This window comes from Sediminibacter sp. Hel_I_10 (assembly GCF_000688335.1).
Lineage (GTDB): Bacteria > Bacteroidota > Bacteroidia > Flavobacteriales > Flavobacteriaceae > Psychroserpens.
Map to the genome: position 1 here is coordinate 2,167,381 of NZ_JHZX01000001.1, position 16,689 is coordinate 2,184,069.

13 protein-coding genes are annotated in these 16,689 nt (G+C 38.2%); 4 read left to right on the forward strand and 9 right to left on the reverse strand.

The features are described from left to right. Positions 1-9: 9 nt before the first annotated feature. Complete coding sequence (locus P176_RS0109755) at positions 10-1,347, reverse strand: pitrilysin family protein (RefSeq protein ID WP_026754531.1); 1,338 nt, start codon at positions 1,345-1,347, stop codon at positions 10-12. Positions 1,348-1,561: 214 nt separating this feature from the next. On the opposite strand from P176_RS0109755, the gene P176_RS0109760 reads away from it, so the two are divergent. The 3 genes from P176_RS0109760 (at position 1,562) to rpmA (ending at position 3,084) form a co-directional block, all read left to right on the forward strand. Then, the gene (locus P176_RS0109760; RefSeq protein WP_026754532.1) at positions 1,562-2,017 is read left to right on the forward strand and encodes a membrane protein; all 456 of its coding nucleotides are present in this window, start codon (positions 1,562-1,564) and stop codon (positions 2,015-2,017) included. A 98-nt stretch (positions 2,018-2,115) separates the two neighbouring features. Continuing rightward, positions 2,116-2,781 (forward strand): 50S ribosomal protein L21, encoded by a 666-nt coding sequence (rplU, locus tag P176_RS0109765; protein ID WP_026754533.1) that lies wholly within the window; start codon positions 2,116-2,118, stop codon positions 2,779-2,781. A 42-nt stretch (positions 2,782-2,823) separates the two neighbouring features. Then, positions 2,824-3,084 (forward strand): 50S ribosomal protein L27, encoded by a 261-nt coding sequence (gene rpmA, locus P176_RS0109770; protein ID WP_026754534.1) that lies wholly within the window; start codon positions 2,824-2,826, stop codon positions 3,082-3,084. 80 nt (positions 3,085-3,164) lie between these two features. Here rpmA and P176_RS0109775 read toward each other — a convergent pair whose 3' ends face one another. The 7 genes from P176_RS0109775 to P176_RS0109805 form a co-directional block, all read right to left on the reverse strand. Then, positions 3,165-4,934 carry a DNA mismatch repair protein MutS gene (locus P176_RS0109775; protein ID WP_026754535.1) on the reverse strand — a complete coding sequence of 590 codons (1,770 nt, stop codon included), beginning with the start codon at positions 4,932-4,934 and terminating at the stop codon, positions 3,165-3,167. Between the two features lie 106 nt (positions 4,935-5,040). Continuing rightward, positions 5,041-5,787 (reverse strand): succinate dehydrogenase/fumarate reductase iron-sulfur subunit, encoded by a 747-nt coding sequence (locus tag P176_RS0109780; RefSeq protein ID WP_026754536.1) that lies wholly within the window; start codon positions 5,785-5,787, stop codon positions 5,041-5,043. Positions 5,788-5,796: 9 nt separating this feature from the next. After that, the gene (locus P176_RS0109785) at positions 5,797-7,794 is read right to left on the reverse strand and encodes a fumarate reductase/succinate dehydrogenase flavoprotein subunit (protein WP_026754537.1); all 1,998 of its coding nucleotides are present in this window, start codon (positions 7,792-7,794) and stop codon (positions 5,797-5,799) included. A gap of 12 nt (positions 7,795-7,806) precedes the next feature. Next, a complete protein-coding gene (locus tag P176_RS0109790) occupies positions 7,807-8,493 on the reverse strand; it encodes a succinate dehydrogenase cytochrome b subunit (protein WP_026754538.1) in 687 nt (228 codons plus the stop codon). Positions 8,494-8,627: 134 nt separating this feature from the next. Beyond that, positions 8,628-9,860, reverse strand: coding sequence for an alpha/beta hydrolase-fold protein (locus tag P176_RS0109795; RefSeq protein ID WP_026754539.1), 1,233 nt, complete (start codon positions 9,858-9,860; stop codon positions 8,628-8,630). A 134-nt stretch (positions 9,861-9,994) separates the two neighbouring features. After that, the gene (locus P176_RS19995) at positions 9,995-10,837 is read right to left on the reverse strand and encodes an AraC family transcriptional regulator (RefSeq protein ID WP_026754540.1); all 843 of its coding nucleotides are present in this window, start codon (positions 10,835-10,837) and stop codon (positions 9,995-9,997) included. Between the two features lie 98 nt (positions 10,838-10,935). Then, positions 10,936-13,776 carry an exo-alpha-sialidase gene (locus P176_RS0109805; protein WP_026754541.1) on the reverse strand — a complete coding sequence of 947 codons (2,841 nt, stop codon included), beginning with the start codon at positions 13,774-13,776 and terminating at the stop codon, positions 10,936-10,938. Positions 13,777-13,992: 216 nt separating this feature from the next. Between P176_RS0109805 and P176_RS0109810 the strand changes: the two genes are divergently transcribed. Continuing rightward, a complete protein-coding gene (locus tag P176_RS0109810) occupies positions 13,993-15,285 on the forward strand; it encodes an aminopeptidase P family protein (protein WP_026754542.1) in 1,293 nt (430 codons plus the stop codon). A gap of 90 nt (positions 15,286-15,375) precedes the next feature. Here the strand turns inward: P176_RS0109810 and brnQ are convergent, their stop codons facing one another. Continuing rightward, positions 15,376-16,683: a branched-chain amino acid transport system II carrier protein gene (gene brnQ, locus P176_RS0109815; protein WP_026754543.1), complete on the reverse strand. Its 1,308-nt coding sequence runs from the start codon at positions 16,681-16,683 to the stop codon at positions 15,376-15,378. Between the last annotated feature and the right edge of the window lie 6 nt (positions 16,684-16,689).

Sequence of the window (16,689 nt, forward strand, 5' to 3'; positions counted from 1 at the left end):
TAATTTTTTTTAGTTTTCAGTTGTTTCTTTAGGCAAATACTTAAGCTCAACACGTTGGTTAGGGTTCAAATATTTTTTAACTACATCTTGAATCTCTTGTCTTGTGATTGATCTGTAAATTTCAATTTCAGAATTAATCAAATTAACATCATCATAGAGCGTATAGTAGGTTGCAAGAGAACTTGCGATGCCTTGAATACTTGAGTTGGAGTTAACAAATCTGTTTTCAAATTTGTTCTGAAGCTTTTGGTAATCGTTTTCTGAAATGAGCTCATTTTGCATTTTCACAATTTCCTCATCCATTTCAGCAAGTAACGTATCTAAACTGGTATCTCCTAAAGGAAGACCAAGTAAGGCATAAATACTATAATCTTGTTGAGCAACATTAATAGCTCCTGCTTGAAGTGCCATTTTTTGCTCATCAACCAATTTCTTATATAATTTTGATGATTTCCCATCGCTCAAATAGGCAGATACCATATTAAGAACATAAGAATCACGCTCCTTAAACCCTGGAGTTCTATAAGCTGCGATTATTGCAGGAATTTGAATGTTTGGGTCGTAATAGGTAGCATCGATAGTTTCTGTGATAGGCTCTTCAGTAGCGAAATCTCTAGTTGGCACGTTTCCTTTAGGGATGTCCTTAAAATATTTTTTGACTAGAGCCTTAGCATCTTTAGTGTTGATGTCTCCTGCTACGACTAAAGTGGCGTTGTTTGGTCCATACCATTTTTTGAAATAATTTTGGAACTCCTCTAATGTAGAGTCATCCAAGTCTTGCATCTCGCCAATATTTTTGTTTTTGTACGGGTGCTTTTGGAAGACATTATCACTCACGGCAAAAAGAAATTGTCCGTAAGGTGAATTGTCATATCGTAATCGTTTTTCTTCTTTGACCACTTCGTTTTGTGTATCTACACCAACTTGATCAATCACTGGGTGAAGCATACGCTCAGATTCCATCCAAAGACCGAGTTCTAAATTATTTGAAGGAAATACTTCATAATAATAAGTTCTATCTAAAGATGTATTGGCATTATTGCTACCTCCATTAGAAGATACGATGGTAAACCATTCGCCTCTATCAATATTTTTGGTACCCTCAAATAACAGGTGTTCAAAAAAGTGAGCGAACCCGGTTCTAGGTGCTTCTGGGCTTCCTCCTAAATCTTTGCCCCCTACATCATACATCACACCAACAGTAACAACAGGTGCTGTCTTGTCTTGGTGGAGAATAACGTGAAGCCCGTTATCTAAATTAAATTCTTCAAATTCGACTTTTTGGGCGTTGGCAGCAAAGCCAAAACACAGCACCAAAGCAGCCAAAATACAAGTACATTTTTTCATTTTTGTTTCTTTAAATTCAAATGTTAGTTTTTATCATTGGATAGATATGGACGAGTAAGTCTGTGAAGATTTACAAATGTTACATCAATCTTCACAAAAATAGTTAAATGCCAGTAGTTTCAAGGAATTTGAATTGTAAAAAAATTCTTAAAATGAGTATTTACGGGTGTTTTTTTACGAATTTTAATTATATTCCAATAAAAAACCAACAATTATGAATTCTACATTTAAAATATCCCTGAGGTATGGGTTGGCAATGACATTGTGCCTGATTGCCTATTTTTTAATATTACGATTATTTGATCTTCATGAAAATCCTTGGCTGAGACTTTTTAACGGGGTCATCATGAGTTTAGGGGTCTATTACTCTATTAAATATTACAAGCTTTCTTCAAAAACAACATTTACTTATATCAATGGCATTAAAACAGGATTGATTTCTGGATTGATTGCCACGGTTTTGTTTACCATCTTTATGGCAATCTATATGTTTCATCTTGATGTCGAGTTTACACAAAAGCTCTTAGGAGATTGGTTTGAAGATTACGGTGTAGGCGCTAATATTTTAATTTTCATCATTTTTATAGAGGGTATGGCGTCTTCGGTTGTTCTCGCTCTTGGATTTATGCAGTTTTTTAAGAACAGTAATAATATTTCTCAAAAGGCGTAAAACGTTTGTAGATTAATTAATTAGAATGTATATTTGCACCCGCTTTCTGAGGAGATGGCGCGATTAAAAATTAACCTAATTAATAAAAACGTTACGCTATGTACGCAATTGTAGAGATAGCAGGGCATCAATTTAAAGTTGAAAAAGACCAAAAAGTTTTTGTTAACCGTTTAGCAACAGAAGAAGGTAAGACTGTCGATTTTGACAACGTACTTTTGATTGGTGATGGTGACAATGTAACTTTAGGCGCCCCAGCTATAGGCGGAGCACTTGTAGGTGCGAAAGTCTTAAGACACCTTAAAGGTGACAAAGTTATTGTTTTCAAAAAGAAAAGAAGAAAAGGTTACCGTGTGAAAAACGGTCACAGACAAGCCTTATCTGAAATTGTGATTGAAAGCATTGTAGCTTCAGGAGCAAAGCCAGCTAAAAAAGCTGAAAAAGCAACTCCTAAGAAGGAAGAGCCTAAAGCAGAAGCTAAAAAGGCAGCTCCAAAAAAAGCAGCAGGAAAAGCAGATGATTTGAAAAAAATCGAAGGTGCTGGACCAAAGGCCGCTGAAGCACTAGTAAGTGCAGGATTTGAGACTTTTGCCAAAATAGCAAAAGCTACTCCAGAAGAATTAAGTACTGTGTTATCTGAAGCAAGCTCTAGATTAGCGCATATCGTAACCGATACTTGGCCAAAACAAGCTAAATTAGCTGCTGATGGCAAGTGGGACGAACTTAAAGAATTACAAGATAATTTAGACGGTGGTATTGAGAAGTAATTTTCAATAACACTTTATATTAACAAATAAAACCTTAAGACAATGGCTCATAAAAAAGGAGTAGGTAGTTCTAAAAACGGTAGAGAATCAGAATCAAAACGCTTAGGTGTTAAGATTTTTGGTGGTCAAGCTGCTGTTGCAGGAAACATTATCGTAAGACAAAGAGGCAATACACATCACCCAGGTGATAATGTATATGGTGGTAAAGACCATACGCTTCACGCAAAAATTGACGGTGTTGTAAAATTTACTAAGAAACAAGGAGGTAAATCTTTCGTTTCTGTAGATCCGTTTCAAGCGTAATTACAAGATCACATTGAAATTAAAAAACCCATTCTAATTTAGAATGGGTTTTTTGTTTTTATGCTCTGCTTCATTTATGACTATATAATTTCCATCTTTTTCAATAAAAAGCTAGCATTCATATTATGGCAAATCCCCTTTTTAAATTTGTAATCAAAGTAGAGCTCATCGTTGGTGATTTCAGCATCAAAATAATAGTTCTCTACAACATCTAATACTTCGGAAATTTCACAAAGACTTAAATCGTGAGTAGCAATAATGCCCGTTGCTTTTCTTGAGACCAATTTCTCTACAAATTTTCTTGAGCCAATGGCTTTGTCAGTACTATTGGTTCCTTTTAAAATTTCGTCTAGAATAATGAAATAAGATTCATTTTCTATGGCATCTACAATAAACTTTAAACGGGTCAATTCTGAAAAGAAATAACTGCTGTCATCAGTAAGCGAATCTGTAGTGCGCATGCTGGTAATAAGCTTTATGGGATTGTAATTACTAGAGCTTGCACAAACAGGGAGTCCAACATTGGCCATAACAATATGAAGGGAAATGGTTCTCAAAAAGGTGCTTTTTCCGGCCATATTAGCGCCAGTAACAATAAAGAATTGCTGTCTCTTAATTTCCACATCACTAGTAATACGTTTAGAGTGATCAAGAAGCGGATGTCCCAATTGCTTGGCGTCTATGGTAGTGCCATTGGATACAATTTTTGGGAACGAATGCTCTTGATGGTTAAACGCATAGGTGCCCAAGCTGTTGTAAGCATCAAAAAAGGATACCACTTCAAACCAATCTTCTACTTTATTTGCATAGCTACTGATCCACTGTTCAACTCGATAAGCATTTTTAAGGTCTGATAGTAAATAGCCATTTCCAAAAACAGCACCAATAAGATTGTTTCTATTATCTAAGGCGTCTAAACGTTTTGAAAATTCTGAAAAAATACTGGATGCTTTTTTGTTATAAGATTGAATGCGGTTTTGCTGCTCTTTAAGCCATTCAGAAGTAAACTTTTCGTTTTCTATTTGCAAGAGGAGTGTAGCATATTGTCTAAAAGTATCTTTTGCTTTATCTGAGTTAGCAGCTAACACGTTGATGCGCTTGACGTAGCGTGCGGTAACTGCAAAGCCAGCAAAAATCCAATATCCAAAATAGGAAATGTCGATTATATTAAAAATGGCCAATAAGAGTAAGCTTACGGATACGGCAGTAAACACCCACGGCAACCAGAGCATTATATTGGGAATGAAAGGTTTATGATTTTTAAGCCAACTAATAATAGGAGGTGCAGAAAATTCAGTCTTGATTTGATCTGCAGTGGCGCTGTAAAGTTGTGTCCATTCTACTTTGTTAGACAGTTCAGCAATGGCATTTTGACGTTTTTTGATGTCCGACACATTGTTAGCCTTAAGAAGATCTGCCAATAGATGATGTCCTTCCGGCGTTTTTGTGCGATGAAGATATTGAAAGAAAGAGCCATTCCCAAAAAGATCAATATCTAAACTATAAAAGTGTTGCGGATCTTGAAAGTTCTCGCCTTTATCACGGTTATGGAATTTACCAGAACGGATTTCCAATTCGTCGTGGTTTATAGACACTAAAGAGGCCTTAAGTGCTCTTTTAGACTTTGTGTTGGTGTATTTGGTGAGAAGTATTACAAAAAGGATACAGCCTACTACACCAGCTCCAACAGCGAGTTGCCAATTTGGTAAAAGAAGATAAATTGCAATCGCTGTAATGAGAAATGCAAAAAGCCTAAGTGTGCTAAGAAGTACCATTTGCTTTTTAAGCTTTGAGACTTCTGTTTGATGCTGTTCTAATTGTTGGTTGTAAAATGAAGTGGGATCTGTCATTGTTTTTAGCAAAAGGTAAAGAAACAAAAATCCCAAGACTAAGCCTTGAGATTTTTTATAACTAAACTGATAGATTGTTTATCAGTTATGGGTATGTGATTGCATATTAGCCTTCAAATGTAGCCGATAAATATTCACGGTTCATTCTGGCAATGTTTTCTAAAGAAATCCCTTTAGGACATTCTACCTCACAAGCCCCTGTATTTGTACAATTTCCGAAGCCTTCTTCATCCATTTGTTTTACCATGGCCAAAACGCGGTCTGTAGCTTCTACTTCACCTTGAGGTAACAGTGCAAACTGAGACACTTTTGCGCCAACAAAAAGCATTGCCGATGCATTTTTACAACTGGCAACGCAAGCCCCACAGCCAATACAAGTGGCCGCACTAAAGGCGTCATCTGCATTGTGTTTGTTAACAGGTATGGCGTTAGCGTCAATAGTATTGCCAGAGGTGTTTACAGAAATAAAACCACCAGCGTGCTGTACACGGTCAAATGCACTTCTATCTACGATAAGATCTTTAATTACAGGAAAAGCTTTTGCTCTAAATGGCTCTATAAAAATAGTATCACCGTCCTTGAACATTCTCATGTGCAATTGGCAGGTGGTGACACCTCGATCTGGGCCGTGGGCTTCTCCATTAATATATAATGAGCATGAGCCACAAATACCTTCACGACAATCATGGTCAAAAGCAACAGGCTCATCACCGTTGGTTATTAATTCACTATTTAATACGTCTAACATTTCAAGGAAAGACATATCTGGTGAGATATCGCTAATAGGATAATCTACCATTTTTCCTTTGTCTTTGGCGTTTTTTTGACGCCATATTTTCAACGTTAAGTTCATAGCTTTTTTTTATTTATAACTTCTAGTTTTAACCTCAATATTTTCATATTGGAGGTCTTCTTTGTGGAGAACGGCATCTTTTGGTTCTCCTTTATATTCCCATGCCGAAACAAACTGAAATTCTTCACGTCTCGTTGCTTCACCTTCAGGGGTTTGGTATTCTTCTCTAAAGTGCCCACCAGCAGATTCCTCACGATCTAAAGCATCTTTAGCAAACAATTCACCTAATTCCAAAAAGTCGGCAACACGTCCTGCTTTGGCAAGCTCTTCGTTAAATTCGTTTGCGGTACCTGGAACACGAACATCTTTCCAAAATTCGGCTCTTAAGTCTGAAATCTCGGTTATGGCGGATTTTAGATCTGTTGCGTTTCTAGACATTCCGCATTTGTTCCACATGATTTTTCCTAAACGTTTATGGAAATAATCAACAGGTTTACTACCGTTATTATTAATAAGGTGCTCAATGTTATCTGTTACTGTTTTCTCAGCTTCTGCAAACTCTTTCGAATCTGTAGAAATTGGGCCAGTACGAATATCATTGGCTAAATAATCGCCAATGGTATAAGGCAACACAAAATAACCATCGGCAAGACCTTGCATTAATGCAGAAGCCCCAAGTCTATTGGCGCCGTGGTCTGAGAAATTAGCCTCACCAATAGCGTATAATCCAGGAACTGTAGTCTGTAAGTTGTAATCTACCCAAAGGCCACCCATAGTGTAATGCACTGCTGGGTAAATCATCATTGGTGTTTCATAGGGATTTTCATCAACGATTTTTTCATACATCTGGAAGAGGTTACCATATTTGGTTTTCACGACTTCCTGACCTAGTTTCTTAACCAATTTGTCATCGTTTTCATCTAAGCCTTTAACGTGTGCTTGTTCTTTTCCGTAGCGCATGAACGCAGCTTCGAAATCGAGATATACCGCTTCTCCAGTGGCATTTACGCCATAACCAGCATCACAACGTTCTTTAGCAGCACGAGAGGCTACATCGCGAGGCACAAGGTTTCCAAAGGCTGGATAACGACGCTCTAAGTAGTAATCTCTATTTTCTGCGGAAATTTCCGTTGGTTTTAATTTGCCAGATCTAATGGCCTCAACATCTTCTTTTCGTTTTGGCACCCAAATTCGTCCATCATTTCTCAAAGACTCAGACATCAATGTCAATTTAGATTGGTGATCTCCTGAAACAGGAATGCAGGTTGGGTGAATTTGTGTATAACACGGATTTGCAAAATAAGCACCACGCTTATGAGCTTTCCAAGCAGCGGTCACGTTACTTCCCATCGCATTGGTAGAAAGGAAAAATACATTTCCGTAACCACCAGAACCAAGAACCACGGCATGTGCTGAGTGACGTTCAATTTTACCCGAAACAAGGTCTCTAGCAATAATACCTCTGGCTTTACCATCAACTTTAACAACATCCAGCATTTCGTGGCGATTATACATGGTGATTTTACCACGTCCAATTTGTCGGTTCATGGCAGAGTAAGCACCTAAAAGCAATTGTTGCCCTGTTTGCCCAGCAGCATAAAACGTTCTGGAAACTAAAACCCCACCAAAGGAGCGGTTGTCTAGCAAACCTCCGTATTCACGAGCAAAAGGAACACCTTGAGCCACACATTGGTCAATAATATTTGCTGAAACTTCAGCTAAACGGTATACGTTAGATTCTCTTGAGCGATAGTCACCACCCTTAACCGTATCGTAAAACAAACGGTAGGTAGAATCACCATCACCTTGATAATTTTTTGCGGCGTTAATACCACCTTGAGCGGCAATAGAGTGCGCGCGTCTTGGTGAATCTTGAAAACAGAAGGCCTTAACGTTGTAGCCCAACTCGGCTAAGGTCGCAGCGGCAGATCCGCCTGCTAAACCCGTACCAACAACAATAACATCGATGTTACGCTTGTTCGCTGGATTAACAAGATTAATGGCATTTTTATGGTTTGTCCACTTATCCTTAAGTGGTCCTTTTGGTACTTTTGAATCTAAAATCATAGTACTAATGTTTTAGTGGTTAAAATGGTGGAAGAGTGCAATGAATATAAATCCTAAAGGAAGCCCCACCGCATAAACCTTTCCAAAACCTTTAAGCGCTTTGGTGTATTTATTGTTGGCTCCGACAGATTGGAATGCAGAATTAAAGCCATGCAATAAATGCAATGCTAAAAACACAAAACCAACACAGTATAAGGCTACTCTCCAAATAGGCTCAAATTTGTGGACTAATTCCTCATAATATCGAAAGCCACTATTGACATTATCAGGATCCACAAGACCACTCATGTCCCCTTTAAAATATTTAATATTCATTTCTGGTGCCCAAAAATCTATAAAGTGTATGATTAAGAACACTAGGATAAAGCCTCCGCTCCAAATCATGTTTCTGCTCATCCAAGTAGAGTTTGCAGAACCATTATTTTTGACGTAACCAATGTGTCTCGCTCTGTTGTTTTTGATTTCTAACACAAAACCCATTGCGAAATGAAAAATCACCCCAAAGATCAAGACAGGCTGTAAAAGAAATTGTACCGCCCAAAACGTACCCATAAAATGTGAGGCCTCGTTAAAAAGATCTTCGCTAAACACAGAAAGGATGTTGATTGCAAAATGTTGAAGTAAAAAAATCATAAGGAAAAGTGCCGAAAGAGCCATGGCAAACTTTCTTCCTATCGTAGAATTTAAAATTCCGCTCATTATAATTGAAGTTAATTATTTGTCCTACAAAGATAAGGCTCACGGCGGTGTGCCACAAGTATTAATAATAATTTTAATTATTTAGAATGGGTTTAAGTAGATGTCCTAAAAGCGAGAATTAAAGCACCTTAAATTTAATCAAGTGCCTTTAAATGCGTTTCAAAAATGTTTTTGTAATAATCATAACTTTCAGAGTCATACAGGTCTTTATTAAGTCTTAAAACTTCTAAAGCTTTTTTATAATAGGTTTTCGCAGCACCAACATCACCGCTTTTTTCAAGGGCCTCTGCCATGCTATCGTAAAGATTGGCATCTTTTGGGTAAAGTTCTATGGCCCAATCAAATACTTTTATGGCTTCTTTATTGTGATTGTTATTAAGAGCGTCATACCCCAAGCTATTTATTTGGGTTGCCGATGGGGTGGCATCGTAATTGACTTTCTTAGAAAGATTGCTGTAAAATGTTTTGATGTGATCTATAAAGTCAATGTTTTCATCAGCCAAAAACTGTTCTTTTTTTGCTTCGGAAATCGTCCAAATTTTTGAGAGCTCAATCAATGCCTCACTCATTGTAAGGGCAGGGGTTGTAGAATGATTGGCATTTGGATAGATTTTGAAATGATAATCGGGTGCTTTAGGTTGATGGTAGTTCATAATGGCGTTCAATTTTTCTGAAGACTCTCGAAATCGATTCTCCATGTTGCCAACCGTACCCGCTGAAATGAATATAAATTTATTGAAACTATCGTTTTGTTTTAAATAGCGATCATAACGGTTAACAATCTGCTCATAATCATAAGAGAGATTTGGACTTAAGGCAATAACACCTTGAAACATGTCTGGTTTTGATAATAAAGCGTTTAATACAAAGGTGCCTCCAAGAGAATGTCCTATACCTAAACGAAACGGCTGAACTCGGTAATTTTCTTTTACCAACGGAAACACCTCCTGTTCTAAAAAGTCTTCTAATAGATCTGCTCTTCCAACTTCATTGTCGCCCCAATCTGTCTTGGTGGTGTTATTGGTGTACATGGGTGTGAATTCGCGTGAGCGCAGTTCTGTTTTTATCCCTATGATGATGTATTCATTAAGTTCACCCATTTGAGCTAAGAAATCCATAGTACCGCTGGTCATATCGAACAAGGCATCAAATTGCCCGTCAAATAAATAGATGGTGGGGTATTTCTCGGTAGTGTTTTCGGTGTAAGAAAAAGGCACAAACACTCTAATTTCTCGTTCTTCTTCAAAAAACTTAGACGTGATCTTATGGGTTTTAGAGATCCCAGAATACTGTTGGGTGAATCCTATATAGCTCAATAGTATAAAAAGAACGGTAATGATGGATTGGAGTTTGAATGTTTTGTGCATGATGTGAGTTGTCTTTAAATAAATGTCCGTTTTTTGAGAGGGTGGCTTGTATTACTTTATATAAGAATATGCCCATCCTGTATTTTCAAAGATAGAAAGAGCACGTCTCACAAAATAGGAGAAATGGGACAACCCTATTTGGTCTTCAAAAGCGTCCAGAAGGTGTCTTCGGTACCAAGATGAGACAGGTTGCAGAAGAATTTTTTCGGATTAAAACCCGTTACTTTTTTAAAGTGTTTGATAAAATCAGATTGGTCGTAATAATCGTTAAGATAGGCCAGATCAGTGAGTGATGGTTTTGACTCTTGATAAATCTCAATGGCTTTTCTAAACTTCACCAAGTTTGAAAAGTCTTTTGGACTGCAGTTTAAGTGTTTTTGAAATAACCGCAGCAATGTCTTTCTACTTATTTTCAAAGCTTCGGAAATCTTAAAGATGCTCATTTCCTCCTTGAACATGAAGGTTACTGCGTGTAATAAGCGTTGTTCTTCAAAAGGATGACATTGAGATTCAAAAAAAGCATCTAATAAGGTTACTTTTTCATCAAGATCTGAAGTGTTATAAACGTTATCAAGATGTTCATGAAATGTGTTTCCGAAGTAATTAAAATCAGATTTCGGACTCTTTGGCATAATCTTACTCAAGGGTTCATCTATAAAATGATTGATGCCCAATGCTTGAAACACAACTCCTATTTTGTCAAAAGGCGCCAAAATCTTTCCGGTTCTGCTTTGTAAATGTATGCCAGTATAAATGATTTCAAAATCCTTATCTGCTTTAGGAAGCACTGTTGATCCTTTATCTGTAAAACTGATTTCTGAGTTGTTATAAATGGTTAGTGCATTTCTGTAATGTGGGTAGAACATAAATGTCTTTACATACCCTTCGAGATCGCTTTTATTAAAGTAATAGTAAGCGATGTACTTAGAAAGCACCTCGCTTTTGGGTCTTCGGGTAATGTAGGTTTCTTGAGACAAGGGCAATTATAAGTTGAACAGGTTGTGTATTACGTTAAGAACTGATGTGGTGCTGTCTATCACCACATCGGTTAAGAGATTTTACTTATGTGTTTTAATTATTTGACTTCAAATGAACTGGTCTCATTGCCAATTGCAACGGTATATATTCCTTTTGGTAAATAGTATGTCCCGTTTTTGGCCTTTTCAATAGCTTCTATGCTGGTGTTTTCTTTAAGCAATGCTTTTCGGCCCTTATCAGTTAAACTCAGATCGTAAGCGGTGAAATTATAGCCGTTGTCAGCTTCTATTTTTAGTTCATTAAGCACAGTGCCTTTTTCAGACTTGATCTGGAGTGTTTGCGTTTCCGAAGCATTGGTAAAAAAAGCAATGGTTATTTCTGGCTCGTAAGCATCAAACCACTCACTCCAAGAACTGCCCCAACGGGAGGAGTAATTCACATCTTCTAATTTAAATAAAGTGATGGGCTTATTGCGCATACCTTCTTCCATTTGCTGAAGTGCAGCAAGATCTGCTTTGTAGATGCTGCGCCCATGTGTGCCTAAAAGCAGGTGCTTTGCTTCTGGCTGAATGACAATGTCATGAACGGCGACATTAGGCAGACCGTTGCTAAAGGCCTCCCAATGTTCTCCGCGATTAAAAGAGATATAGGCCCCATTATCGGTACCTAAGTACAAGATATTTTCGTTTTCTGGATCTTCTCTAACAACATTTACAGGAGAAGTTGGGATATTGCTGTTAATGGCCTTCCATGTGGCACCGTAATCATCGCTACTGTAAGCGTATACTTTAAAATCGTCCCAGCGATACCCATTTAAAGTCACATAAACGCGTTCTTTTTTATGCTGAGATGCCACTATGCTGCTAACCCAAAGATCTTTTGGTAAATTGTTTGAAATAGTGGTCCAATTAGCACCAGCATCTTTTGAAAGGGATATTTTGCCGTCATCACTTCCGGTGTATAACAGTCCGAATTGAAAGGGAGATTCACTAATGGCACTTATAGTGCCGTAAGCAACATTACCTTTTTTGCCACCGTTGGTGAGGTCGTCACTAATGGCCGTCCAAGCATCACCTTGATTCATGGAGCGCATGAGCTTATTGCCGCCTAAGTACAAGATATCTTGATTGTGTGACGACAATAAAATGGGTGTTTGCCAATTAAAGCGATAAGGCGTTTCTCCTAATTCGTGCTTTGGTTGAATATAGGTTTGTGCTTTGGTCTCTAGGTTGAGTCTGTAATAATTTCCAAATTGGAAACCCGTATAGACAATGGCATTGTTACGGTTATCAATTTCAATTTGCATGCCGTCACCACCCATAATGGCTTCCCAAGGGTACTGGCCAGTTTGTTGCCAGCTTTTATCTTCGGGAGCGTTGTGAACACCTTTCCAGACCCCATTGTCTTGCAAGCCACCGTAAACATTATAGGGTGTTGCATGATCAATATTAATAGCATAAAATTGACCTACGGAGGGTGCATTGTTTTTGATCCAGTTTTCGCCGTCGTCATAAGTCATGTTGACCCCGCCATCGTTTCCGTTGATCAAATGATTTGGATTTTTTGGATTAATCCATAGGGCATGATGATCGGCATGAACATTCTCGGCACTAATAGAGGTAAAGGTGGCTCCGCCGTCTTTGGATTTTACAATGGGAACACCGTAAATATAAATATGATCGACATTGTCTGGCGCCACATAAATATGACCAAAATAGTATCCGTAACTGTAATAGATATCATCTAAATATTGGTCGTGGGTTTTTTTCCAGGTGACGCCACCATCGGTACTTTTATAAACCTCCGTACCAATAACAGGAGAATCGAAGAGCATGGAATTGGCATCCTCTAGGTAGTTTGCAAGATCCATAGGTTTTACATGTTCAACCCTTACCATTTGCTTTACATTCTCTGCTCTGTATTTTTCTTGAAACCCGTTTGTTTTTAAAAAGGCGTTGAGTTTTTTGTCTTCCAATTTTAAAAAGTCTTCGGTAGACATGGTTTTAAAATCTTCCTTAGTCAATCTTTTCGTGTCTTCGTTTTTATCTTCGGAAGGTCTTCTGAACTGGCTATCATGTACCGCATAAATAATATCATTATCGTAGATGGCTAATCCTATTCGGCCCACACCTTCGCCTGTGGGGAAGCCACTTTGCTCTGTAGAGACCTTAGCCCAAGACTCACCTGCATCTGTACTTTTGTAAATGGCGGAATTGTTCCCACTGCCATCAAAATTCCACGCTTTTCTATCTTTGGTCCAAGAAGAGGCAAACATCAGGTTAAAATTGTTGGGATTGGTCTGGAGATCTATAATGCCACTATGGTCATCTACAAATAATTTTTGAGACCAGGTTTTGCCACCGTCGGTTGTTTTATAGATGCCTCGCTCTTGATTTGCTGAGTATAAATGGCCGGTGACTCCTACTACGACCTCTTCTGGGTTCTCGGGATTGATTAAAATTCTACCAATGTGGTGCGCATCTTTAAGTCCCATGTTTTGCCAAGTTGTACCGTTATCGGTTGACTTTAGCACACCAATGCCTGCATAACTTGATCTTGAAGCGTTATTTTCTCCTGTTCCCACCCAAATGGTACGGGTTTTCCAATCAACGGCAATATCACCTACATTCTGCGTGTTTGCATTGTCTAGTATTGGTGTAAATGTTGTGCCGTTGTTAGTGGTATGCCAAACGCCGCCAGAGGCGTAGCCAACGTAAAATTCAGTTGGGTTTTCTGGGTTTACCGCTAAATCGGTTACTCGACCACTCATAACTGTTGGTCCTATGTTTTCAAAAGGGACATTTTTTACCAAGGAGTTTTCTTGTAACTCCTGTTTTTGTTTTAAAGCTTCAGAAGTAACACTAGAAGCGGTTGGTAACTGTTGCGCTTGAGAATATAAACCGGTCAATACCGCAAAGAGAAGAACATGTTTAAACATTGGTGTGCATTTTAGATTCTCAAATTTAGCTAAAGTAATCGATAATTAGCGTCAATCGGTTTTATCACCTCCCATTTCCGAAGTAAAAATAAATTGTTTGTCAATTTTTGGTAGGCACTTTAGCCTTGTACCTCGTCGATTCTCATTATAAGCGGGATCAAACTTTGACAAGCACTTGTGAAATTCGTATTTTTGAAAAACACAAAAAATTCAGTAATGAAATACCATAAAATCAAGAACGACTTATTTATAAAAAATCGTAAAAACTTCATGTCCAAAATGAAAGACAGTAGTTTGGCGATTTTCAATTCTAACGATATTTATCCCATAAGTGCCGATAGTACTATGCCTTTTCAGCAGCACCGCGATATTTTTTATTTAAGTGGTGTAGATCAAGAGGAAAGTATCTTGGTACTATTTCCAGATAGTCCTAAAGAAAAGCATCGAGAGATTCTGTTTTTGAAGGAAACCAATGCCCATATCGCCGTTTGGGAAGGTGAAAAACTAACCAAGGAAGCTGCTCTTGAAACCAGCGGGATCAAAACGGTATATTGGTTAAAGGATCTTGAGAAAGTTCTTTTTGAATTGATGACACAATGTGATACCGTATATATTAATACGAACGAACATTATAGAGCCAATATTGAAACAGAAACGCGTGAAGACCGTTTCAGCAAATGGCTAAAAGAGAAATATCCTGCGCATGCTGTTGCTAAAAGCAACCCTATTTTACAGCGCTTACGTTCTGTAAAAGATCCCTTGGAGTTAGAGTTGATGCAAAATGCATGTAATATTACGGAGAAAGGATTCCGTCGTGTTTTAGATTTTGTAAAACCTGGAGTTTGGGAGTTTAATATCGAGGCTGAGTTTATGCACGAGTTTTTAAACAATAGGTCTAAAGGATTTGCTTATACACCAATTGTTGCCTCGGGAAATAATGCCAATGTCTTACATTATGTAGAGAACAATCGACAATGTAAGGCGGGCGATTTGATCTTGATTGATGCTGGTGCAGAATATGCAAATTACGCTAGTGATTTATCAAGAACAATTCCTGTTTCAGGGACATTTACTAAGCGACAAAAAGAGGTCTACAATGCCGTAAATCGTGTCAAGAACGAATCTACAAAACTTTTGGTGCCAGGAGCAGATTGGGCGGAATACCATGTAGAGGTTGGTAAATTGATGACCTCAGAATTATTGGGACTAGGTTTATTAGACAAGGCCGATGTTCAAAATGAGGATAAGGATTGGCCAGCATACAAAAAGTATTTTATGCACGGAACTTCCCACCATATAGGATTAGATACCCATGACTACGGAATTTTAACAGAACCAATGCAAGCTAACAATGTATTTACTGTGGAGCCGGGTATTTATATTCCTGCGGAAGGTTTCGGGATTCGTTTAGAAGATGACGTTGTGATCCAGGAGACTGGCGAGCCATTTAATCTTATGAGAAATATACCAATTGAAGCAGACGAGATTGAGGAGATTATGAATTCTTAAATTATTTTACTACGCTCAAAATTGAATTTTATTAGAATAAAAAAACGGCCCATGTTAGGGCCGTTTTTAGTATTCATATAAGACTTATGTTTAAGAAGCGATATCTTGTTTTGATTTGAAAAATTCAAACAGCCAAATGCATAAAGAAGTCGCTATTGCTGGCCATACCCATCCTAAGTTGTATTCGGATAAAGGTACGTGAGTCATGATGTTTTTTAAGGATTCTGAAGGTCTTATAAACCCAATAACATCTGGAATGCTAAACAAAAAGGTGATGCATACCACTGCCCTAAAAACTAATGGCGATGCTAGTCTTTCGGGTAGCACATTTAAGAGAATAAGCACAATGGTAATAGGGTAAATAAAAAGAAGCACAGGTACAGCGACAATAATGATAGAGTTGAAATCTAACTGCCCCACGACAATGCCCATAATACAACCTAAAATAGCCGTGATCACATAGGCAAACTCTGAGTTATTGCACAATCCTTTAAAATAGTCGGCCGAGCCTGTAACGATGCCTACTGCTGTGGTAAAGCAAGCTAAGGAAATCAATATACTCAAAACGGAATTTCCAAAACTTCCCAAAGATACCGTGCTAATGGTTCTCAATAAATTGGCGCGTTGCATGTCGTTGCTCAAATTAGCATTTAAATCAATTTCAGATCCATAATAAGCCCCAACGGCAATGAGTCCCGCGTAAATTGTAAATAAGCCCAGTCCTGCCAATGCCCCAGATTTGATGATTAAATCTTTTTTTGCGGCATAGCTAGCCGTACTTAGCGCATTAATAGATATGATAATAACGGCTCCAACCACTATGGCTCCAATGGCATCAAACGTTTGGTAGCCTTCTAGAATACCGCTTGCTAAAGGCGTCTCAAATTGTGGGGTTGCCGTTAACATTTCCGAAGAAAATAACCCAATTCCAATAACAAGTAAAAGCATGGCAACAATAACGGGCGTCAAGAATTTACCGATAAGATTTACAATGGTGGCGCGATTGAGTACAAAAATTAGTACGAGTAAAAAGTAAACCGTGCTGGTCCAAAGCGGGTCTGTGCCAAAAGCAGGGCTTATAGCCATTTCGTGGGTTGCGGCTGCAGTTCTTGGAGATGGGATTGCTACAGCGATGACATAAATAAGAATGCAAAATACATAGCTGAAATTGGGGGATACTTTTTTGCCAAAATCATAAAGTGTTCCTTGTAAGCGCGCATGGGCAATAATCCCAATAATAGGAATGAGTACTGCGGTAATTACAAACCCTAGTGCAACCAAAAACCAATCGTCTCCAGCTTTATAGCCTAAAAAAGGAGGCAAAAGCAGGTTGCCCGCACCAAAAAACAGCGAAAATAACGCAAATGCGATGAGAAGAATGTCCTTGAATTTATTCATTTTTAC

Bases quoted from the DNA above. Each gene is read 5' to 3' on its own strand.
- P176_RS0109760 (WP_026754532.1), top strand. From the start codon at position 1,562: ATGAATTCTACATTTAAAATATCCCTGAGGTATGGGTTGGCAATGACA.
- P176_RS0109810 (WP_026754542.1), top strand. From the start codon at position 13,993: ATGAAATACCATAAAATCAAGAACGACTTATTTATAAAAAATCGTAAA.
- P176_RS0109780 (WP_026754536.1), bottom strand. From the start codon at position 5,787: ATGAACTTAACGTTGAAAATATGGCGTCAAAAAAACGCCAAAGACAAA.
- rplU (WP_026754533.1), top strand. From the start codon at position 2,116: ATGTACGCAATTGTAGAGATAGCAGGGCATCAATTTAAAGTTGAAAAA.
- P176_RS0109775 (WP_026754535.1), bottom strand. From the start codon at position 4,934: ATGACAGATCCCACTTCATTTTACAACCAACAATTAGAACAGCATCAA.
- P176_RS0109755 (WP_026754531.1), bottom strand. From the start codon at position 1,347: ATGAAAAAATGTACTTGTATTTTGGCTGCTTTGGTGCTGTGTTTTGGC.
- P176_RS0109785 (WP_026754537.1), bottom strand. From the start codon at position 7,794: ATGATTTTAGATTCAAAAGTACCAAAAGGACCACTTAAGGATAAGTGG.
- brnQ (WP_026754543.1), bottom strand. From the start codon at position 16,683: ATGAATAAATTCAAGGACATTCTTCTCATCGCATTTGCGTTATTTTCG.
- P176_RS0109805 (WP_026754541.1), bottom strand. From the start codon at position 13,776: ATGTTTAAACATGTTCTTCTCTTTGCGGTATTGACCGGTTTATATTCT.
- P176_RS0109795 (WP_026754539.1), bottom strand. From the start codon at position 9,860: ATGCACAAAACATTCAAACTCCAATCCATCATTACCGTTCTTTTTATA.
- P176_RS0109790 (WP_026754538.1), bottom strand. From the start codon at position 8,493: ATGAGCGGAATTTTAAATTCTACGATAGGAAGAAAGTTTGCCATGGCT.
- rpmA (WP_026754534.1), top strand. From the start codon at position 2,824: ATGGCTCATAAAAAAGGAGTAGGTAGTTCTAAAAACGGTAGAGAATCA.